General features: G+C 62.3%; 21 protein-coding genes. 8 read left to right on the forward strand and 13 right to left on the reverse strand.

The features are described from left to right. Nucleotides 1-75 precede the first annotated feature (75 nt). From RHIBR816_RS0111190 to RHIBR816_RS0111205, 4 genes are all read right to left on the reverse strand, one after another. Nucleotides 76-1458 carry an ATP-binding protein gene (locus RHIBR816_RS0111190; protein WP_018236629.1) on the reverse strand — a complete coding sequence of 461 codons (1383 nt, stop codon included), beginning with the start codon at nt 1456-1458 and terminating at the stop codon, nt 76-78. A 63-nt stretch (nt 1459-1521) separates the two neighbouring features. Beyond that, entirely contained in the window at nt 1522-2223 is a 702-nt protein-coding gene (locus RHIBR816_RS0111195) for a response regulator (RefSeq protein ID WP_018236630.1), read from the reverse strand. 113 nt (nt 2224-2336) lie between these two features. Further along, a complete protein-coding gene (locus RHIBR816_RS0111200) occupies nt 2337-2819 on the reverse strand; it encodes a MarR family winged helix-turn-helix transcriptional regulator (protein ID WP_018236631.1) in 483 nt (160 codons plus the stop codon). 293 nt (nt 2820-3112) lie between these two features. Beyond that, nucleotides 3113-3736 (reverse strand): DUF1236 domain-containing protein, encoded by a 624-nt coding sequence (locus RHIBR816_RS0111205; protein WP_018236632.1) that lies wholly within the window; start codon nt 3734-3736, stop codon nt 3113-3115. A gap of 227 nt (nt 3737-3963) precedes the next feature. Between RHIBR816_RS0111205 and RHIBR816_RS37910 the strand changes: the two genes are divergently transcribed. Both RHIBR816_RS37910 and RHIBR816_RS0111215 read left to right on the forward strand, forming a co-directional pair. Next, a complete protein-coding gene (locus RHIBR816_RS37910) occupies nt 3964-4125 on the forward strand; it encodes a hypothetical protein (protein WP_018236634.1) in 162 nt (53 codons plus the stop codon). A gap of 87 nt (nt 4126-4212) precedes the next feature. Then, complete coding sequence (locus RHIBR816_RS0111215) at nt 4213-4854, forward strand: MBL fold metallo-hydrolase (RefSeq protein ID WP_018236635.1); 642 nt, start codon at nt 4213-4215, stop codon at nt 4852-4854. A 76-nt stretch (nt 4855-4930) separates the two neighbouring features. Here RHIBR816_RS0111215 and RHIBR816_RS0111220 read toward each other — a convergent pair whose 3' ends face one another. The 3 genes from RHIBR816_RS0111220 to RHIBR816_RS0111230 all read right to left on the reverse strand — a co-directional run bounded on the left by RHIBR816_RS0111220 (nt 4931) and on the right by RHIBR816_RS0111230 (nt 7285). Beyond that, complete coding sequence (locus RHIBR816_RS0111220) at nt 4931-5347, reverse strand: BA14K family protein (protein WP_018236636.1); 417 nt, start codon at nt 5345-5347, stop codon at nt 4931-4933. 149 nt (nt 5348-5496) lie between these two features. Then, complete coding sequence (locus RHIBR816_RS0111225; protein ID WP_018236637.1) at nt 5497-5712, reverse strand: cold-shock protein; 216 nt, start codon at nt 5710-5712, stop codon at nt 5497-5499. 670 nt (nt 5713-6382) lie between these two features. Then, a complete protein-coding gene (locus RHIBR816_RS0111230) occupies nt 6383-7285 on the reverse strand; it encodes a DMT family transporter (protein WP_018236638.1) in 903 nt (300 codons plus the stop codon). A gap of 137 nt (nt 7286-7422) precedes the next feature. On the opposite strand from RHIBR816_RS0111230, the gene RHIBR816_RS0111235 reads away from it, so the two are divergent. Next, a complete protein-coding gene (locus tag RHIBR816_RS0111235) occupies nt 7423-7875 on the forward strand; it encodes a hypothetical protein (RefSeq protein ID WP_018236639.1) in 453 nt (150 codons plus the stop codon). 6 nt (nt 7876-7881) lie between these two features. Here the strand turns inward: RHIBR816_RS0111235 and RHIBR816_RS0111240 are convergent, their stop codons facing one another. From RHIBR816_RS0111240 to RHIBR816_RS0111250, 3 genes are all read right to left on the reverse strand, one after another. After that, a complete protein-coding gene (locus RHIBR816_RS0111240) occupies nt 7882-9093 on the reverse strand; it encodes a PQQ-dependent sugar dehydrogenase (RefSeq protein ID WP_018236640.1) in 1212 nt (403 codons plus the stop codon). A gap of 153 nt (nt 9094-9246) precedes the next feature. Then, complete coding sequence (locus RHIBR816_RS0111245; RefSeq protein ID WP_018236641.1) at nt 9247-9438, reverse strand: hypothetical protein; 192 nt, start codon at nt 9436-9438, stop codon at nt 9247-9249. After that, nucleotides 9428-9760 carry a hypothetical protein gene (locus tag RHIBR816_RS0111250; protein ID WP_018236642.1) on the reverse strand — a complete coding sequence of 111 codons (333 nt, stop codon included), beginning with the start codon at nt 9758-9760 and terminating at the stop codon, nt 9428-9430. The genes RHIBR816_RS0111245 and RHIBR816_RS0111250 overlap by 11 nt, the downstream gene beginning before the upstream one ends. 441 nt (nt 9761-10201) lie before the next feature. Between RHIBR816_RS0111250 and RHIBR816_RS0111260 the strand changes: the two genes are divergently transcribed. Next, nucleotides 10202-11404: a pyridoxal phosphate-dependent aminotransferase gene (locus tag RHIBR816_RS0111260; protein WP_018236644.1), complete on the forward strand. Its 1203-nt coding sequence runs from the start codon at nt 10202-10204 to the stop codon at nt 11402-11404. A gap of 124 nt (nt 11405-11528) precedes the next feature. Here RHIBR816_RS0111260 and RHIBR816_RS0111265 read toward each other — a convergent pair whose 3' ends face one another. Together RHIBR816_RS0111265 and RHIBR816_RS0111270 are read right to left on the reverse strand one after the other, a co-directional pair. Then, entirely contained in the window at nt 11529-12395 is an 867-nt protein-coding gene (locus RHIBR816_RS0111265) for an NAD(P)-dependent oxidoreductase (protein ID WP_018236645.1), read from the reverse strand. 35 nt (nt 12396-12430) lie between these two features. Further along, the gene (locus tag RHIBR816_RS0111270) at nt 12431-13192 is read right to left on the reverse strand and encodes an SDR family oxidoreductase (protein ID WP_018236646.1); all 762 of its coding nucleotides are present in this window, start codon (nt 13190-13192) and stop codon (nt 12431-12433) included. A 114-nt stretch (nt 13193-13306) separates the two neighbouring features. Here RHIBR816_RS0111270 and RHIBR816_RS0111275 point away from each other — a divergent pair, with 114 nt between their 5' ends. Further along, nucleotides 13307-14197 (forward strand): LysR substrate-binding domain-containing protein, encoded by an 891-nt coding sequence (locus tag RHIBR816_RS0111275; RefSeq protein ID WP_026186875.1) that lies wholly within the window; start codon nt 13307-13309, stop codon nt 14195-14197. Nucleotides 14198-14247: 50 nt separating this feature from the next. On the opposite strand, the gene carA is transcribed toward RHIBR816_RS0111275, so the two are convergent. Then, nucleotides 14248-15453 carry a glutamine-hydrolyzing carbamoyl-phosphate synthase small subunit gene (gene carA, locus RHIBR816_RS0111280; RefSeq protein ID WP_018236648.1) on the reverse strand — a complete coding sequence of 402 codons (1206 nt, stop codon included), beginning with the start codon at nt 15451-15453 and terminating at the stop codon, nt 14248-14250. A 323-nt stretch (nt 15454-15776) separates the two neighbouring features. Between carA and RHIBR816_RS0111285 the strand changes: the two genes are divergently transcribed. The 3 genes from RHIBR816_RS0111285 to recQ all read left to right on the forward strand — a co-directional run bounded on the left by RHIBR816_RS0111285 (nt 15777) and on the right by recQ (nt 20522). Then, entirely contained in the window at nt 15777-16226 is a 450-nt protein-coding gene (locus RHIBR816_RS0111285) for a GatB/YqeY domain-containing protein (protein WP_018236649.1), read from the forward strand. A gap of 142 nt (nt 16227-16368) precedes the next feature. Further along, nucleotides 16369-18354 (forward strand): DNA primase, encoded by a 1986-nt coding sequence (dnaG, locus tag RHIBR816_RS0111290; protein WP_018236650.1) that lies wholly within the window; start codon nt 16369-16371, stop codon nt 18352-18354. Nucleotides 18355-18653: 299 nt separating this feature from the next. Continuing rightward, entirely contained in the window at nt 18654-20522 is a 1869-nt protein-coding gene (gene recQ, locus RHIBR816_RS0111295; RefSeq protein ID WP_084811250.1) for a DNA helicase RecQ, read from the forward strand. Nucleotides 20523-20669: the final 147 nt, after the last annotated feature.

Consider the following 20669-nt stretch of genomic DNA (forward strand, 5'->3'; position numbering starts at 1 on the left):
AGAACTTGGCGCCGCGTCAACGAACGGGGTGGTATGACCTCGACCTATTCGCGATAGCAATTTCGAGAACCGGTCTTACGTCGGGACGCGCACCGTGGCGCGCAGCCCACCAAGCGGGCTGTTGCCGAGCGTGACATTGCCGCCGTGGCTTCGGGCGATGTCGCGCGCAATCGCGAGCCCTAGGCCCGTGCCAGAACTGTCGAGATTGCGCGCTTCATCCAGGCGGAAGAACGGCTTGAAGACATCCTCGCGCGACCGCTCCGGAACCCCGGGACCGTCATCGTCGACTGTGATTGTCAGCCATTTGGACGTATGGCGTGCCTCGATCCGCACCGTGTCGGCGTAGCGATTGGCGTTCGACGCCAGATTGGCGACGAGGCGCGTAAAGGCGTTCGGCCGGACCCGAATATTGTCCTCTCCCTCGATCGAGGTGGTCAGCGTCTTGCCGTAAAGCTCGGCCTCGGCGGCGAGCCGGGCCATCAGGTCGCTGAGCCTCAACTCGCCGACATCCTCTTCCGCCTCGCCGCGGACGAAGGCGAGATAGCCTTCCAGCATGTTCTGCATGTCCTCGACATCTTGATTGAGGCTGTCGAGATCCGGATTGTCGCCGGCGAGTGCGAGCTGCAGCTTGAAACGCGTCAAGATCGTGCGCAAATCGTGGCTGACACCGGTCAGCATGGCCGTCCGCTGTTCGATCTGGCGTTCGATGCGTTCGCGCATCAGGATGAAGGCGAGGCCGGCGCGGCGGATTTCTTCGGCACCACGCGGGGCGAAGTCATCGATCTTCTGGCCCTTGCCGAAGCTCTCCGCAGCACTGGCAAGCGCCAGGATCGGCCGGATCTGTCCGCGCAGGAAGAGGATCGCGATCGCCAGTAGGACGAGCGACGCGCCAACCATCCAGACGAGAAAGATATGCGTGTTCGACGCATATGCCTGGTTGCGTCGTGCATAGACGCGGAGAATGCGGCCGTCTTCGAGCTTGATGCGGATCTCGACGATTTTCGAGTTGCCGACCGTGTCGATCCAGAAAGGACGGCGGATCTGGTTGGAGATCTCTTCGCTGAGGATCTGGTCGAGAATTTCGAAGAAGGGCTTGGGCCGGGGTGGCGGCAGGTCGCCGCCCGGTTCGACGGCGATGTTGAGGTCGAGTTCGTCGCGGGCGATGCGGACAATCTGGTCTATGTCGCCGTCTTGCGGAAAGGTCGTGATCAGGTCGACGATCGCCGCGATGTCGTTGGTGACCGCGGCCGAGAGTCGTTGCGTGACGAGCTGCCAGTGGCGCTCCATGAAGACGAAGGCAACGACCGACTGCAGCAGCACCATCGGAATGACGACGATCAGCAGCGAGCGGGCATAAAGCCCCATCGGCAGGCGGCGGCGCAGCCAGCGGGTGAGGCGCTTCCAGGCGCTGTCGGCGCTGCTCGATCTGTTGCGCCTGAGGCTGTCAAAGCTTACCATCGTCGTCTGCGTCTTTGCCGAAGCGGTCCGATGTCAAAACGGGATGCCGAAGCGGACCCTAGACTAGTCTACACTCAATCGATAGCCGACGCCGCGCACCGTCTGCAGCCAGACGGGATTGGACGGGTCGTCCTCGATCTTGCGCCGCAGCCGGTTGATCTGCACGTCGATCGTCCGCTCGCCGACCTCGGCGTCGTCGCCGATCAATTCGTGACGCGGAATGGTTTCGCCGGCGCGTTGCGAAAACAGGGTCATGATCTCCTGTTCGCGGTCGGTCAGCCGAATGTGCTCGGCACCGCGGCGAAGCTCCTTGCGCACGACCGAAAACGTGTAGGGGCCGAAAATGACCTGATCGACCTTCGGCGCCTGTGTGGGCTGGTTTCGGCGCAGTATGTTGCTGATCCGGAGCACGAGTTCGCGCGGCTCGAAGGGCTTCGGCAGGTAGTCGTCGGCGCCCGCCTCAAGGCCCTCGATGCGTGAATTCGCCTCGGCGAGCGCGGTCAGCATGATGATCGGCACGGTCTTGATCTGTCTCAGGCTCTGCGTCAGGGAGATGCCGCTTTCGCCGGGCATCATCACGTCGACGATCAGCAGGTCGAAATCGAGTCCGATGAGCTTTCGTCTTGCTTCGTCGGCGTCGGCGGCCGTCGTCACGCGATATCCCTGTTCGACCAGATAACGGTTGAGCAGGTCGCGAATGCGCCGGTCGTCATCCACGATCAGAAGATGCGCTGCATCATCGGCCACTTTCGCTTTGGCTATCATCCTTGGCAAACCTTCATTCTCGGCAGAGCCTTGTTTCCCCTCTGGATCGCGCGATCGGCTGATCAATGCGTCCTCCTCCCGAACATGAATGACCGCGTATCAAAGTGCGGGCATCAGTCCGCGGCGCTGTTCTTCATGTTGACGAGAAACCGCTTGACGATTTCGCGCGCCCCCGGACCTGTCTTCGCCAATGCATCCGCTATGCGGCGGGACTGTGGCTCTGCGAGTGCCCTTGCCAAAGCCTGGCCCTCTTTCGTCGTATAGAGCATGCGCTGACGCCTGTCCTCCGGACCGGTTACCTGGCGAATATAGCCTGAGTCGATCAATTGCTTGAGGACGCGGGCGAGGCTCTGCTTGGTAATTTTCAGCGTTTCGAGAAGGTCGGCCACCGTCATGCCCGGCTCCCGATTGACGAAGTGCACGACGCGGTGGTGCGCGCGGCCGAAGCCCCTTTTTTCGAGGATGGCATCCGGATCGCCGGTGAAGTCGCGATAGGCAAAGAACAGCAATTCGATGATCTCGAAATCGATCGTGTCTTCATCCTTGCGAGCGACATCGGTCATGAACTGGCTGTTGTCCCTGGATTGGCCGGCCACGCGGTCATTTCCTTTCAAGGCAGATTGCACTCTGCGACATATATAGAAAGACATGTCAGCTTTGTTGACACAATTCTATGCCTGATGAAGGGAATAGCGTTCAAATTCCGTCGCGGCACTGTGAGGCAGGGGCGGCGCGTTGGCCGCCACGAAAAAATCCGCAGCGCGTTTGTGCGCGCTGCGGATTAGGAACCTGCAAAGCGACTGCATGTGTCCTGGAATAGGACAGCGTCAACGACACATGCAGCAATCCCACCTTTGTGCGCCTGAAAAAACGCGGGCGCGTAGGATGGTTAGCGGTAGATATAGACAATCCGCCGCGTGGACGGTTCCACAAGCACCGGCTGCCCGTTCACCATCACATATTCGTAGTTGTAGTCCGGGATCGGCCGGACGGCCACGGTGTTCGGCAATGTGGCGCCGAGAACCACCTCGCCATCAAGATAGACCGGGTCCACCGGGTTGGAGGTGATGTAGGTGCCAACGGCCTGGGGCGGCGTGATGGCATCGACCTCTTCCACCGGCCCTATCAGCTCCAGCGGCTCGGCCGGCGTGGCCACGGTGCTGCCGGTCGCCTCGTAGGTCACGACCGGAACGCCGAGTTCTGCGCGCCGTTCGGAAATTACCACCGTCGACCCGCTCTGGTCGGCGGAGAGATACCTGGCGTAGGCCCAGCCGCTGACGCCGCCGACACTGACGCGGCACCAGAGGCTGCCTTCGATGCAGCCCTCGAGCACGGTCGTGCTGCCGCGCGCCGCCATGCCGACGATCGGATATTGTGGGCCGGGGCCGGCGCGCACATTGAGATCAGTCACGGCCGTCGCGCTCATCGCCGCGGCAGCGGTCGAAATGCCTGCGGCGAGGATCAAACCCGCTGCCGCGACCGCTTTGAACAGGTGGGGGGAGAGGGTCTTCATCGTCTTGCTCCTCTTCTATGATGCGGGCCAAACGCACCGCGCACCCCGGATGTTCCCCGCGTGACATCAGGAAATGTGAACATGAAACATATTGCCGGCGCCGAGCGTTGCCTGGGCCGACGGTGGAGAAACGATTGCCGATGTGGCGAGGCGCCTCTCGATCACCGAGGAACTGGATGAAGTCTCGACGTCTGCCCAAAGGGCATGATCAGCGGGGAGTGCGGAAAATGCAGTATGAGACCGTCGACGAGGCCAAGCTTGCCGCCCAGCGTTTGCGCCCGCTGGTCCTTGTTGTCGTGGCGGCGAAACTCGCCGTATCCGCGCTGTTGCTGACCACGGTGCAGTTGCCGACCGGGGCGAACACGACGGAAATTGTCGCGCTTCGCTGATTTGCACTGTTTCCGCGTCCATATATCGCTATAGGTGGCGTGGCGGCGTTTACCGCCTATTTGCGATGTAAGCACGAGGCGGTCGGCATGTTACAGGCGGGCATCATCCCGGTTACCCATTTTCAGCAGAACTGCACCGTGTTGTTCGACAGCGACACGAAGGAAGGCGTGATCGTCGATCCCGGCGGCGATGTCGACGTCATCCTCCAGACGATCCGCGAAAACGGTATCACCCTGAAGGCGATCTGGCTGACGCACGGCCATATCGATCATGCCGGCGGCGCCAAGGAATTGAAGGCGGCACTGGGCCTCGAAATCATCGGTCCGCACAAGGATGACCTGCCTCTGCTCGAGCGGCTGGAGAGCCAGGCGGAGCGCTTCGGCCTGGCGATGAAGGTGCAGAACGTCCTGCCGGACCAGTGGCTCGAAGACGGCGACACGGTCTCCTTCGGCGATCACGTCTTCGAAGTGCTGCATTGCCCGGGCCATGCCCCCGGGCACGTCGTTTATTTCAACCGCGCCCAGAACTTCGCCCATGTCGGGGACGTGCTGTTTCACGGCTCGATCGGCCGCACCGACCTGCCGGGGGGCGATCATCAACAACTCCTCGATTCCATCCGCGACAAGGTCCTGCCGCTCGGCGACGACGTCGGTTTCATCTGCGGCCACGGGCCGGGCGGACGGATCGGCGAGGAGCGCCGCACCAACCCGTATCTGCGCGGGCTCTGATCGGATTACAGGGATAAAAACCCCGTGACTCATATGAGGCACGGGGGTTCTCGTCTAAAATTGGGCGACGCTCTGATCAGCCGGCGGTGCAGAAATGGCTGCGGCCGTCATAGCCAACGAAGGTGCCGCTGTCCGGATCGAAGGAGCGGTAGCGCTGCGAGCAATAGCGGTACCAAGCCGGTGTCCAAGGCTCAAGGTCGTAGCTGTCGACGACAACCTGACGATAGGCCGGGCGGGCGCGGTAGACGGGACGGGGCTGGTAAACCGGACGTGGCTCGTAATATTCCGGCTCCGGATCGATATAGGTGGGTTCGCTGTAATAGCGTGGCTGTGAACCGATCGCGGTTCCGATAAGCGTGCCTGTCACCAGACCCACTGCGCCTGCTGCCCACGCATCATCGTGATCGTCGCCTGCTTGGGCCGTGCCGAACGTTGGGAGGACCATGGCGGCCGCGGCGAGCGAGAGAACGGTTGCTTTGAGGAACTTGTTCATGGGCTTCAATCCTGTGCATGGAGGAACCGGACTGAAGGCCCGGCTTTCATGATGAGCGGACTGTATATAGCCCAAACTGAACGGAGCCTGAACGAAAAAACCCGGCAAAAATGCCGGGCTACAAATGCAATTATTGACAGAGAGCGGCGTTAGCCGACGATCTGCAGATTGACCGCCTTCGGGCCCTTGCTGCGGCGATCCGGCTCGGTATCGAAGGAGACTTTCTGGTTCTCGCTCAGACCGCTCAGGCCGGAGGCCTGTACGGCTGAAATATGTACGAAGATATCTGCACCACCATTTTCAGGCTTGATGAAGCCAAAGCCTTTGTCGGTGTTGAAGAATTTAACAGTGCCAGTTTCGGCCATGCGTCAGGTCCTTTTCTCTCCACCCGTCGACGGGTGGCATTGCAGTTTTGCCCAGAAGGGCGTGGGGCAGGCAGTTCTCGACAATTGAGGAAAGGGTCCTGTTATCGCGACGAACCTTGGAAAGGATGGCAAAATGGCCCTCCCTCGGTTCTCCGCCCGGAGTTGCTTGCGTCTCCGGCCCGCATTTATTTCAAGATCTTCCCGCGTTCGCAAATTGCCCGAACACAGTAAGAGTGATCAGTTTGTTTTGAATTGGCAAGCAAAACTTTTCTGGTGAGGTATTGAGACTTCTCATTGCTCAAAAACAGGTCAATTGGCGCTTTTGCGATGGATATTCCAGAGAGGCTGCAAGGTCTTGAATCCACAGCTTTTTGACGGGCCAATCCTAGATTTGGATTGTTTGCGTCAAGTTTTGTCGCTCCCAGGCATGCCTTGATGTTGGGCAGTTCCCCGTCTCTCTCGCAACCCTCTGATAAGTCTCATGCTTCGAGAAGGTTCAAGCGACCGAGTCGATTGCGTTGTTTGTCTTGCAGAAAAAATACAAGGAACATCGCGGGCGGCTCGCGAAGGCCATCTGTTTCAAATGAGGGCAAAGTAGAGCGGTGGTGTAGAGTAATAAGTAATATAGTAAGTCCAGCTTGGCTTCCCAATGTAGCTAAATCTTGTAGGTCTAAGCGGCGGCTTCTGCCGCCTGCCGGCGCCGCTTCGTGAGTTCCGGCACGAGTTCGACGACCAGCATCGCTGTGAAGATGACGATGCAGCCGAGATAGCCGATCGGGGTGATAAGCTCGTCCAACAGCAGCACGCCGAAGAGCGCAGCGAAGAGAGCCTCGCTCGACAGGAAAATCGCCGCCTGCGGGGCCGTCGTATAGCGCTGGCCGACGACCTGGCAGATGAAGGCGATGCCGCTGGAAAACACACCCGCATAGAGGATCTGCGGCAGGGCGGCATCGACGATGTCGAGACTGAGGGGCTCGAAGACAAGAGCAAGCAGGCTTCCCAACAAAGCGCAGACGGCAAATTGCGTCATCGACAGAAGCATCGGCCGCCCCGTGCCAGCGGCAAAGATGCCGATCAACAGGACTTGGATCGACCAGAAGAGGGCACAGACGATCGTCAGCAGATCGCCGCCGTTCAGTCCCGACAGGGTGCCGCCGCTCAAGAGGAAAATGCCGAAACTTGCCATCAGCGCGGCCGGCCAGATGATCCAGTGCGGCCGGCGACGGAGAAAGACGACCGTCAGGACCGGCACGAAGATGACATAGAGCCCCGTCAGGAAGCCGGAATTGGTGACGGTGGTGGTGAGAAGCCCGAACTGCTGTGTCACGGCTCCACCGAAAAGCGCGAGGCCGATGAAAATGAAGTTGCGCATCGCGCCGCGCGGGAGCGGTGATATGGCCCGGCGGGCTTCTATGAGGGCGAACGGCAGCGCCACCAGCGTGGCGATTGCAAAGCGCAGGCCGATGAACCAGAGCGGGCCGATCGCACTCATCGCGGTCGACTGGGCGACGAAGCCAGCCCCCCAGATCGCGCCGGAAAGCAGCAGAAAGAGATTGGCCTGAATGCGAGTCACTTGGGGCTCCCGGGCGCGCGACTTGTACGGAAAGCAATCAAAGCAGCTTCGCCCCGTGATTGCATCGCCGCTCTAACAGTTGCGTTTTGGCGGGGCAAGCCTCATCCTCGCTGCCCGAATGGGAATAGGGAGCGCGCATGTCGATCGGATTGGAGCAAAAGGTGAAGCCGGCAGGCTATTCGGGAACGCCGCTCGCGAAGAAGCTCGGCCTGCGCGACGGGCAGGCCGCGCTGCTTCTCGATGTGCCTGCCCATCTGCCGGAGATTTCCGCGTTCCCCGGATTTGCCCACCTCGTCACCGCGATTGAGGGGACGGCATCGCGCCGATTCGACTATATCCATTGCTTCGACACGGAGATGGCGAGGCTAGAGGCGAAGGCCGCGGCCCTTGCAGACCGGCTGAAGCCTGGCGGGATGCTTTGGATATCGTGGCCGAAGCGCACCTCCGGCATCGCCAGCACCCTGACCGAGGATGCCCTGCGGAATATCTTCCTGCCACTCAGTCTTGTCGACGTAAAGGTCTGCGCCGTGGACCCGGTGTGGTCCGGGCTGAAATTCATGTTCCGAAAGGAAATCAGGGCCTCTCTCTGAGAGCCCTCATTCGGTCGGTGCCTTCGAAACTCTGAGAACGGCGCCATCCTGCTCGTCGGTCACCATCAGCAGTGCGCCGTCCGGTGCGACGATCACATCGCGGATGCGACCAAACTCGCCGTCGAACAGCCGTTCCTCGGCGGTGATCGCCCCGGTGTCGTCGCGTTGAAGCCGCGCCAGCAGCTGGTATTTCAGCGCCGCCACCAGCAGGTCGCCGTTCCATTCCGGAAACATGTTGCCGCGATAGACCGCGAGCGCGCCCGGCGCGATCGACGGATCCCAATAATAGAGCGGCTGCTCCATGCCCTCCTTGGCGGTGCCTTCGCCGATCTCCGCGCCGGAATAGTCCTTTCCGAAGGTGATTACCGGCCAGCCGTAGTTCTTGCCGGGCTGGGGATTGTTCACTTCGTCGCCGCCGCGCGCGCCGTGCTCTACGGTCAAGAGCTTGCCGTCGGCCTTATCGAAGGTGAGGCCCTGGGGATTGCGGTGGCCCTTCGACCAGATCTCCGGCAGGCCCTCGGTCCCGCCGCGATAGGGATTGGAGGAGGGGATGGAACCATCTGCATTGATGTGCAGGATCGCGCCGGCGTGGTCGCGCGGGTCCTGGGCCCGCTCCCCATCGCCGCGGTCGCCGATGCCGAAGAACAGGCTGCCGTCGCGGTCGATGGCGATGCGCGAGCCAAAGTGCTGGCCAGCCCGGGTGAACCGGTTCATCCGGAAAATCTCCTTGACGTCCGTGACCCTTCGCTCGTCGTCGGCGAGCGTCGCGCGCGCCACAGCGGTGCCATAACCGCCGTCGCCACGGGTCGCGAAAGTGAGGTAAAGGGTGCGGTTGCGGGAAAATTGCGGGTCGAGCGCAACGTCGAGCAGGCCTCCCTGGCCACGTTCCGCGACATCAGGAACACCTTCGACCGCGGGCGAGAGCTCGCCGTTGCGGAGGATGCGGAGCCGTCCTGGCCGCTCGGTAACGATCAGCGCCCCGTCGGGCAGGACTTCGACCGCCCAGGGATGCTGGAGCCCGTGCGCGAGCGTCTCGACAAGGACTGTTCCCGTCTGTGTCTGGAATTCCCGGGCCTCTTGTGCCGCGGCAGGCAGAGCGGCGGAAAGCAACAGAGCCGCCGCCAGAGGCAGGGCGGGCGAAAGGAGCGTGACGGGGATCTTGCTCGGTTTGGTTTTTGCCCAGTGCCACATGCGAATCGACGCTCCAAGCTTCTGCATGATTGTCTTTGCAGGTCAGGAGAGAAACTGGTGCCCAGTCGCCTTGGCTTCAAGTCAAATCCGATCAAAACGGCTTTATCGGACGTGCGCGCCGCAGCGAGCGCATTACAAGCGGTTGAGGAGGACCTGCAGCGACCTGCTGGTGCCAACCGGCTACTGGCTTGCCACCTGCTTTTCCGCGGCAAAGAGCTCGGCGGTCGCTTTCGTGTAAAAGCCCTTGCCGATCAGCATAAGGCCGGCAAGGGCAATCATTACGATGATCGCGACAATGATAGTTTCGGTAGCCGAGAGCTGGGCAAGGAAGCCGGCACGTCGTTCGGGCAGATCGTCTTCGTTATCGGCCATGGCGTCTGCTTCTTGCCTTGCTCGTCGCGGCGATCCGGTGGCCGATGACGAAAGTGGTGCCCGCCGTCAGCGCGGCGGCAAGCAGCGTCGCGCCCACGGAAATCTGCCGCTCGCCGCCCAGCACCGCCGCGGCCGCGGGTTGGGAAACGAGCATAGCGGCGTGCTGTTCCTGCTCGCCCGGAGCCGCCTCGGCGGTCGTCTCGACCACCAGGCCGAAAATCATCACCATGCAGACTGCCAGTGCCGCCAGCGCGAGGTAAAACCCCCAGCGCGCCTCGTTGCGGCCCGTTCGCGCCGAAGCGATTTCGTCATCGAGAACCATAGCAAACCCCCACGATGCCAATGCATGCGCAATGGAAGAAGACGCCTCGATATCGGCTCTTGAAGGACGGAATTGCGGCGCACTGGGACAGTTACTGTGGCGAAATAAGGGCGGGTGAGGATCATGGGATTTCCGGCGTAGAGCGCAGCAAGGATCCTGTGATCGAAAGCCCCTTCGCATTGGAGGGCGGGGATATTCTCAAGACGAATTGTCCGGATTGGCGGCGCCACATACGGACGGGCGCGGTCATCCCTCGAGCCGCGTGATCGCAGTGATGAAACTTTGTCATGGTGACGCATTTTACGCAGCTTGGCCGCGGTTTTTCTGCGTCGGGCGCTTGCAAGACCGGGCGTCTTTCGACATAGACCTAACCGCTATGGAGTCCGGTCTTCCGTTCCGTAGCGTCTCACGCCCGTTTCGAAACGATCAGGACCTCACACCATGGCCTTCCTTGCCGATGCCCTCTCCCGTGTAAAGCCCTCCGCCACCATTGCCGTTTCGCAGAAAGCCCGCGAATTGAAGGCGAAAGGCCGCGATGTCATCGGCCTCGGAGCAGGGGAGCCGGATTTCGACACGCCGGACAACATCAAGAAGGCGGCGATCGACGCGATCAACCGCGGCGAAACGAAGTACACGCCGGTTTCCGGCATTCCGGAACTGCGCGAAGCGATCGCCAAGAAGTTCAAGCGCGAGAACAATCTCGACTATACGGCTGCACAGACGATCGTCGGCACTGGCGGAAAGCAGATTCTTTTCAACGCCTTCATGGCAACCCTCAATCCGGGCGATGAAGTTGTAATCCCGGCGCCCTATTGGGTCTCCTATCCGGAGATGGTGGCGCTGTGCGGCGGCACGCCGGTCTTCGTCGCGACGACACAGGAAAACAATTTCAAGCTCAAGGCCGAGGATCTCGACAAGGCTATCACGCCGAAGACCAAGTGGTTCGTCTTCAACTCGCCCTCGAACCCGTCCGGTGCCGCCTATTCGCATGACGAGCTCAAGGCGCTGACCGACGTCTTGATGAAGCATCCGCATGTCTGGGTGCTGACAGACGACATGTACGAGCACCTGACCTATGGCGACTTCAAGTTCGCGACGCCGGTCGAGGTCGAGCCCGGTCTTTACGACCGCACCCTGACGATGAACGGCGTTTCGAAGGCCTATGCGATGACCGGCTGGCGTATCGGCTATGCCGCGGGCCCCTTGCCGCTCATCAAGGCGATGGACATGATCCAGGGCCAGCAGACCTCGGGCGCCACCTCGATCGCGCAGTGGGCGGCCGTCGAGGCGCTGAACGGCTCGCAGGATTTCATCCCGCGCAACAAGGAGATCTTCCAGGGCCGCCGCGACCTCGTCGTGTCGATGCTGAACCAGGCGAACGGCATCTCCTGCCCGACGCCGGAAGGCGCCTTCTACGTCTATCCCTCCTGCGCTGGGCTGATCGGCAAGACCGCCCCGTCGGGCAAGGTCATCGAGACCGACGAGGACTTCGTCTCCGAGCTTCTCGAAGCGGAAGGTGTCGCGGTGGTACATGGTTCGGCCTTCGGCCTCGGCCCGAACTTCCGCATCTCCTATGCGACCTCCGAGGCGCTGCTGGAAGAGGCTTGCCGGCGCATCCAGCGTTTCTGCGCCGCTTGCAGGTAAGATCAGCTTTGCCGCATGCAAAGAGCCCGCCGATTCCGGCGGGCTTTTTTGTTGTCGCTCACAATGCGATTCAACGGTTTGCCAACTCGATTCAAGTGGCGGCTCTATCGGCTTGAAATCCGATTCATTTTTGCGGCCGGATGATTTCAATCACGCCTGAGATGTCGTCGGCGCCATGATCGTCGGCGACACGGCGGGCGGCGAGCCGCAGCATCGGCTCGATGAAGTCCGGCGCAACGCCTTGTTCACCGCTTGCCCTGACAATGTTATCGAGGGCAATCCTTTGCATCGCCAGGTTCGAGACTACGTTTCGGTCATGCTGGCCGACGTCGACCTTGTTGGCCAGGTCCGGCAGAGTGCCGCTCATCGCCTGAAGCCAGGGGAGCAACAGCGACAGGAAATCGGCCGCCTTGCCACCGCCGCTCGTCACCAGCGCGCTGGCGTGCATGAAGCCGGAGAAGAGCCCGTACATCCCCGAGAGCAGAGCAAGGTCGTAGAGTGCCGCGAGGCCCGGATCGTCGCCGAGATAGTGGCTTGCCGCGAGCGCGTTGAGTGCTGCCTTGTGCCTTTCGAACAATTCCGCTGAACCACTGTAGAGGATCAGCGCGCCATCGTCGCCGATCATCGGCGGGATCGCCATGATGCCACCGTCGAGATAGGCCGCACCCTTGGCCTCTAGAAACGCGGCGAGACTCTTCGCGTCTCCCGGCGTGCCATTGGTCAGGTTGACGAGATCGCGGTCTGCGAGAACCGGCTCCGCGTCGGCAAGGACTGCGTGTGCCGCTGTGTAGTCGACGACGCAGAGGATCGTCAAATCGCTCGCCGCGATAGCCGCGGCGGGGCTCGCGGCGACAGTTGCGCCGGCCGAGGCGAGCGGTTCGCTGCGAGAGGCCGTCCGGTTCCAGACGGTCACGTCATGACCGTTGCGGATGAGGGTTGCGGCAAGCGCGGCACCCATCGCGCCAAGCCCGAGAATGGAGATCTTGCTCATTGATTTTGCTTTCTTGGGAAGGAAGTACGTTTGTCTCACGCGGGGACGGAAAGTTTCTGGCCGAGGCCGCCGTCGACGGCGAGCTTTGCCCCCGTTGTGAAGGTGGCCTCGAAGGCGAGGAACAACACCGCACGGGCCACCTCGTCGGCGGTACCGTTGCGCTTCATCGGCGTGATCGCATCGCCCAGCGCCTTGAACTCCGCGCGTTCCGCATCGGTAAGGCCGGCGGCACCCTTGGTCGGCGTGTCGACGAAGCCGGGACTCACCGAGTTGACCCGGATGCCGCGCGGCAGGAGCTCTGCCGCCAGCACCGAGGCGAAGGAGACGAGTGCGGCCTTGGTGGCGCTGTAGACGCTCATGCCCGGATGCCCACCCTCGTCTGCAACGGAGGAGGTGAAGACGATCGAACCGCCCTCGCGGATCAGCGGTGCCAGGCGCTGCACGGTGAAGAAGGCGCCCTTGGTGTTGACCGCAAACTGGCGATCGTAGGAGGCTTCGCTGACCTGATCGAAAGGCTCGAGTTCGGAAATGCCGGCATTGACGTGAAGGAGGTCGATGGCCCCAAGCTTCTGGCCGGCGGAGGCGCCAAGGACCGCTATATCGCTGAGATCGGCGATATCCGAGGGCAGGGCGTGAACGCTCGGACCGAACTCCTCTCTGACTTTGGCGATATTCTCCTCGTTGCGTCCGGTCAGGAGCACTTCAGCGCCGCCATTGACGAGCAGCCTGACCGTCGCCAGCCCCATACCGTGGGTGCCGCCGACCACGATCGCCTTCTTACCCTGATAGATCGCCATGATGTCTTCCTCTTTGGTTCGATTGAATGATGAGAAAGAGATGCATTCGTGGACGGTCTTGTGGTAGACGGCTTATCGTGGATATATCGTCCACAATTGCAGACGCTGGCGACCATGGCGAACCTCAACGACTTCACCTTCTTTGTCCACGTCGTGGACCACGGCGGTTTTGCGCCAGCGGCGCGTGCGCTCAACGTGCCGAAATCGACGCTCAGCAAGCGGGTGGCGGTGCTCGAGAAGAACCTCGGCGTCCGCCTCATAAACCGGACCTCGCGCCGCTTCGCGGTGACTGAAACGGGGGAAGACTTCTACCGCCACGCGGCGGCGATGCTGGTGGAGGCGGAAGCGGCGGAAAATGTCATCAAAGGCAGGCTTGCCGAACCGAGCGGCGCTGTCAGGATCACGGCTTCCGTTCCGACGGCGCAGCTTTCGCTAGCCCCGCTATTGCCCGAACTCGCGCTCGCCTATCCCAAGCTTCGCGTCGTCCTGCACGCGACTGACCGCTTTGTCGATATCGTCCAGGAAAGCTTCGATATGGCGGTGCGCGATCATTTTGCGCCGCTGCCGGACTCTGGTCTCGTGCAGCGCCGCGTCGGCACACAGAGCAAACTTCTCGTCGCCGCACCTGCCTATCTAAGAGAGCGGGGAGTGCCTGCACGAGCAGAGGCGTTGCAGGAGCACGATGGGCTGATGACGTCACTCACTTCGCTGGGCTGGCTGGTCGAGCACCAAGACGGCACGAGCGTGCAGATCTCACCCAATCCGCGCTTTGTGGCGGACGAATCCCGGGTGCTGCTGGCGGCCGCGGTGGCAGGACTTGGGGTAACCGCGCTGCCTGGCACGCTTTGCCAGGAGGAAATTGCAAGGGGTGCACTCGTCCACATCCTCCCGGAGTGGACTGCGGGCAAGGTGACGACGACGATACTGATGCCACATCGTCGCGGCCAATTGCCTTCGGTGCGTGCGACGATCGATTTCATAGCGGAGCGGCTCGGCGAAGGCTGAAGCAAAAAAGGCCCGCGCAAGCGGGCCTTCATTCGTTCTCTTCGGCTTTCTCAGCGTTCAGCCAGCGCCGGCTCACCCTTCTTCTCGCGGATGAGGTTCAGGAAGCGACGGAAGAGATAGTGACTGTCCTGTGGGCCTGGGGAGGCTTCCGGGTGATGCTGGACGGAGAAGACCGGCTTGCCGCTCAAGCGCAGGCCGCAATTGGTGCCGTCGAAGAGGGAAATGTGAGTCTCTTCAACACCTTGCGGCAGCGATTTCGAATCGACCGCGAAGCCGTGGTTCATCGAGACGATCTCGACCTTGCCGGTCGTGTGATCCTTGACCGGATGGTTGGCGCCGTGGTGGCCCTGATGCATCTTTTCGGTCCTGGCGCCAAGCGCCAGCGCCAGCATCTGGTGACCGAGGCAGATGCCAAAGACCGGGATGTCGCTCTCCAGCAGGTTCTTGATCACCGGCACGGCATATTCGCCGGTGGCGGCCGGGTCGCCGGGGCCGTTCGACAGGAAGATGCCGTCCGGCTTGAGCGCCAGCACTTCCTCGGCGCTCGTCTCGGCCGGAACGACCGTGACCCGGCAATCAAGGCCGGCGAAGAGACGCAGGATATTGCGCTTGACGCCGTAGTCTAGCGCCACGACGTGATAGGCGGCTTCGGTTTCCCCGAGTGTCGAGTAGCCTTCGTTCCACACCCATGGCTTCTCGTTCCAGCGATAGGACTGACCCGATGTCGCGACCTTGGCAAGGTCGAGCCCCTCGAGACCGCTCCAGGCTTTTGCCTCGGCCTTCAGGGTCTCGATGTCGAAGACGCCGGCCGGATCATGGGCGATGACGGCGTTCGGCATGCCGTTCTCGCGGATCCAGGCGGTCAGCGCCCGCGTATCGATGCCGCACAGCCCGATGACGCCGCGCGCCTTCAGCCAGGCGTCGAGGTGCTTGGCGGCACGATAGTTCGAAGGATCGGTGATGTCGGCCTTGAAGATCACCCCGACAGCGCCGTGGCGGGCGGCGGGGGTCAGGTCCTCGATATCCTCGTCATTGGCGCCGATATTGCCGATATGCGGGAAGGTGAAGGTGACGATCTGGCCGAGATAGGAGGGGTCCGTGAGGATTTCCTGATACCCCGTCAGTGCCGTGTTGAAGCAGACCTCGGCCTGAACCTTGCCGGTCGCGCCGATGCCTTTGCCTTCGATCACCGTGCCGTCGGCCAGAACGAGCAGGGCAGTGGGTTTCTGGGTTGTCCATGCGGGTGTCGCGGTCATCGTTCCTATCCCGTTGCGGCGAAGGCGCGGCTTTAAAGCCGGTCGGTTCAGCCCATTTCAAATTGCATGCGGCATGGCGCGCGGAGTCCCGCGAGAAAGAGGTTCATGCCGATGTTCGTGCAGGTGCCGGAAAATAAACAAAGGCTTTACCGGGGTCAACCGGGCGCCCGCGAATTGCCCGGAAATAAAGTTCGTTACAATTCAATTGGTTGCGCGATAGGTTTGATTGTACCTGTCGCACTGGTTTAAGACGACGACGACAATGAGGCAAACGAGCCGGTCCGGTTGCAGGCAGCAGGGGGCGGCTCGGTAGGGAGAAAGAGATGCGCGAGCAATTCGCAAACGCCCTGAAGGAAGCGCTGAAGGCCAAGGATGCCCGGCGCACGTCGACGGTTCGGCTGATCCAGGCGGCGATCAAGGATCGCGACATCGCCAATCGCGGCCAGAGCAAGGGGCCGGCCGGCGATGACGAGATCATGCAGATCCTCGCCAAGATGATCAAGCAGCGCGAGGAATCGGCCCGCATCTACGATGAGGGCGGTCGCCCGGAGCTTGCGGAGCAGGAGCGGCAGGAAATCGTCATCATCAACGCGTTCCTGCCCGAGCAGTTCTCCGAGGAGAAGGTGAGGGAGCTCTGCGCCGCGATCATCGCGGAAATCGGGGCTCAGGGCTTACGCGACATGGGTAAGGTCATGAATGCGCTGAAGGAGCGTTATCCCGGCCAGATGGATTTCGCCAAGGCGTCCAGCATCGTCAAGGAACTGTTGAATTAGTCCGCGGCGCTGCGCCTGATCGGCGGCGCTGCCTCAGTTTCCCGCCTGCTTAGATAGCCGCCTGTGAAAAGCGGGCAAGACCGAGAGGAACGGTGGCTTCCTCCGGCCAGGCCGCTTATATGGAAGCTGGCCAGAGGTATCCATGCGCTTTTCACCGTCCTTCCTTGACGAGATCCGCGACCGCGTTCCGATTTCGGACGTGATCGGCAAGCGCGTCACCTGGGACCGGCGCAAGACCAATGTGTCGCGCGGCGACTACTGGGCCTGCTGCCCCTTCCACGGCGAGAAGTCGCCGAGCTTCCACTGCGAGGATCGCAAGGGCCGCTATCACTGCTTCGGCTGCGGGGTCTCCGGCGACCATTTCCGCTTCCTGACCGATCTCGAGGGCCTGAGTTTTCCCGAAGCGGTGCAGCTGATCGCCGACATGGCAGGCGTCGCCATGCCGCAGCCCGACCCGCAGGCAGAGCGTCGGGAGAAGGAACGGACGAGCCTGCTCGACGTCATGGAACTGGCGACGCAGTTCTTTCAGGACCAGCTTCAGACCGCGATCGGCGCCAAGGCGCGCGCCTATCTGCGCGAACGGGGCCTCACCGGCCGCACGATCGAGACCTTCCGGCTGGGCTATGCGCCGGACAGCCGCAACGCGTTGAAGGAATTTCTCGCCGGCAAGGGGGTCGGCAAGGAGCAGATCGAAGCCTGCGGCCTTGTCGTCCATGGGCCGGACGTCCCGGTCTCTTACGACCGCTTTCGCGACCGGATCATGTTTCCGATCCTCTCGGCGCGCGAAAAGGTGATCGCCTTCGGCGGCCGGGCGATGTCCGCGGACGCACCGGCCAAATATCTGAACTCCAACGAGACCGAGCTCTTTCACAAGGGCAATGTGCTCTTCAATTTCGCGCGCGCCCGGCGCGCTTCGCAGGGCGCCGATGGCGCGGGCACGATCATCGCCGTCGAAGGCTATATGGACGTGATCGCGCTGCACCAGGCGGGCATCGAGAACGCCGTGGCGCCGCTCGGCACGGCGCTGACCGAGAACCAGCTCGACCTCCTCTGGAAGATGACGCCCCAGCCTGTGCTTTGCTTCGACGGCGACGGAGCGGGCATCCGGGCGGCCAACCGTGCCGTCGACCTGGCGCTTCCGCATCTGAAACCCGGCCGGTCGGTCCGTTTCGCCATGCTGCCCGATGGCAAGGATCCGGACGACCTCGTCCGCCATGAGGGACGCGAGCCGTTCGACAAGGTGCTCGCCAATGCCCGATCGCTGGCGGAGATGGTCTGGATGCGCGAGGTTCAGGGCGGAGGGTTCGACACGCCGGAAAAGCGCGCCGAGCTCGAAGCGCGGTTGAGACAGGTGATCGCCGTCATCGCCGACGAAAGCGTGCGCCGCCATTACGGCCAGGACATGCGCGACCGGCTGAACGCCTTCTTGCAGGTGAGCGCGCCGTTCAGGGGCGAGCGGCGGCCGTTCGAGCGCGGTGGGCGCGAGCGCGGTGGGCGGCAAGGCGGTTTTCGCCAAGCCGGCGACCGGAACGCCGGCCCGACGTCGATTTCCGATCGGCTGGCGCGCTCGTCGCTCGTCAGCGGTCAGCAGGCGGCGCCGATGCTGCGCGAGAGCGTGCTCGCGCTGACGATCGTCAATCATCCGCAACTGCTTTTCGACGAATATGACGAGATCTCGACGATCGAGTTCGATCATCGCGAGTTACAGCGTTGCTGGGCGTCTGTCCTGAACGCCGCGGCGGCAAACGGCCCGCGGCTGACGCGGGAAGGGCTCGTCGAGCAATTGGAGGCCGAAGGTTTCGCCCCTTTGATCGGCGCGCTCGACCAGCAGATTCGCTATGCGCGTCTGTGGACCGCGACGACGGCGGCTGCACCCGAGGATGCGCGCGAGGGCTATCTGCAGGCGCTTGCGCTGCACAAGCGCACGAAGGCGCTCAATTGGCAGCGCCGCGAGCTCGAGCGGGAACTGGCGCACGCCACCGAGGAAGGCGATCTCGAGGCCGTGCCGCAACTGTTGCGCACGCTACAGGAGGTTCAGTTGGAAGTCACCCGGCTCGAGAACCAGGAAGCGATCATCGAAGGTTTTGGCGTGCTTTCGGGGAGAGTGAAGGGGCCGGCGGCGAGGTGATTTCCTTCCGCGAATTGCCCCTCATCCGCCTGCCGGCACCTTCTCCCCGCAAGCGGGGCGAAGGGACTCGAGGCACTCGCTCTGCCCCGCATTTTCCGCCTCCAGAGTATGAGGCGACTGTCAACGGAGCGCACACCTGTCCCCTCGCCGCGCTTGCGGGAGAGGGCTAGTCCTCGGGCTAAACCCTGGGTTAAACCCGAGGAGAGGGGCAAAGCTGCAGGATGAGGCGCAAGTCAACCCTTGTTCGTTTGCATCCACCGTTTCCAATTCTCATACTGCCCGCCGACGAAAGCGATTTCATGCCATACAATGACGACGCCTCCACCGTCCGCCCCTTCGACACCGAGGACGCCCGCAATCCGCTCGATATTCTCAAGCGCGTCTACGGCTACTCCGCCTTCCGCGGTCAGCAGCAGGCCGTCGTCGAGCACGTCGTTACAGGTGGGGACGCGGTCGTGCTTTTCCCGACCGGGGCCGGCAAGTCGCTTTGCTTCCAGATCCCGGCACTTTGCCGCAAGGGCCTCGGCATTGTCGTCTCGCCGCTGATCGCGTTGATGCGCGACCAGGTGGAGGCGCTGAAGCAGGTCGGCATTCGTGCGGCGGCGCTCAATTCCTCGCTCAGCCGCGACGAGGCGATCGCCGTCCGTCGCGCGCTTTCGGCGGATGAACTGGACCTCCTCTATGTCACGCCCGAGCGCGCGGTCACCGACGGTTTCGCCGAAATGATCGGTGACATGGACATCGCCCTCTTTGCGATCGACGAGGCGCATTGCGTGTCGCAATGGGGACACGATTTCCGGCCCGAATACCGTGGACTTGATTGCCTTGCCGCGCGTTTTCCGGGCGTGCCGCGCATCGCTCTGACGGCCACTGCCGATCCGCACACCCGCGACGACATCGTCGAGCGGCTGGCGCTTCGCGGCGCGCGGGTCTTTACCTCCAGCTTCGATCGGCCGAACATCGCCTACGAGATCGTCGAACGCGACCAGCCGCGCCAGCAGCTCTTGCGCTTCCTGTCGCGCTTCAAGGATTCGAGCGGCATCGTCTATTGTCTGTCGCGTGCCAAGGTCGAGGATACGGCCGAGTGGCTGAACGGACAGGGTATCCGCGCGCTGCCCTATCACGCCGGAATGGACCGCGCCTTGCGCGATCGGCATCAGGACGCCTTTCTGAAAGAGGAAAATCTCTGCCTGGTCGCGACCGTCGCCTTCGGCATGGGGATCGACAAGCCGGATGTGCGTTATGTCGCGCATCTCGATCTGCCCGGCTCGGTCGAGGCTTACTATCAGGAAACGGGAAGGGCCGGGCGCGACGGATTGCCGTCCGAAGTGTGGATGGCCTATGGCATGGCCGATGTTATACAGCGCCGACGGATGATCGACGAGGGCGGCGCGCCGGACGAGATCAAGCGCATCGAACGGTCAAAGCTTAATTCCCTGCTGGCGATCTGCGAGACGGCCGGCTGCCGGAGGCAAGCGATCCTTGCGCATTTCGGCGAGGCGCATCCCGGCCGTTGCGGTCACTGCGACACCTGCCTGAAGCCCGTCGAGACCTGGGACGGCACGGAGGCGGCGATCAAGGCGCTCGCCGCCGTCTATCGGACCGGCGAGCGGTTCGGCACCGGCCATGTGGTCGACGTGTTGATGGGGGCAGTCAACGAGAAGACCGAGCGCTTCGGCCATGTCGACATGCCGGTCTTCGGCGCCGGCAAGGACCTGCCGGCGCGAACCTGGCAATCGGTTTTCAGGCAATTGCTCGCAATGGGGCTGATCACCGTCGATCACGCTGCCTTTGGCGCCTTGAAACTCGAGCCGGAAGCGCGAGCGGTGTTCAAGCGCGAGCGGCAGGTGCTCTTCCGCAAGGATCGGCCGAGTTCCGGCAAGGCGGCGCGCGGGCAGAAATCGGCCTCGGCCCGCGAGCGTTCGGACCTTGCCGGCTCCGATCTTGAGCTTTTCGAGAAGCTGCGCGCCGAGCGGTTTTCGATCGCCAAGGATTTAAACGTCCCGCCCTATGTCGTCTTCCCGGACACGACCTTGATCGCGCTCGCCAAGCAGCGTCCGCGCGACTTCGACGATCTCATCGACATTCCCGGTATCGGGGAGAGCAAGCGGGAGAGATATGGCGAGGCCTTCCTGGCGGTCATCGATGCGTTCGAAGAGGGCGGCTGAGAAGGGCAGGTGTTCCCCGACGAAGCTGAGGCTGGTTGGACGTCGACTTCCGCTCCCTCATGCCGGCGCTTGTCAGAGGGATTCAGCAGCGCCGCGTCGGCGGCGCGGAAGTTGCTTGAATCCTGCGCGTTTCACCTCAACAATGCG

It is taken from the genome of Ensifer sp. BR816, assembly GCF_000378985.1.
GTDB lineage: Bacteria > Pseudomonadota > Alphaproteobacteria > Rhizobiales > Rhizobiaceae > Sinorhizobium.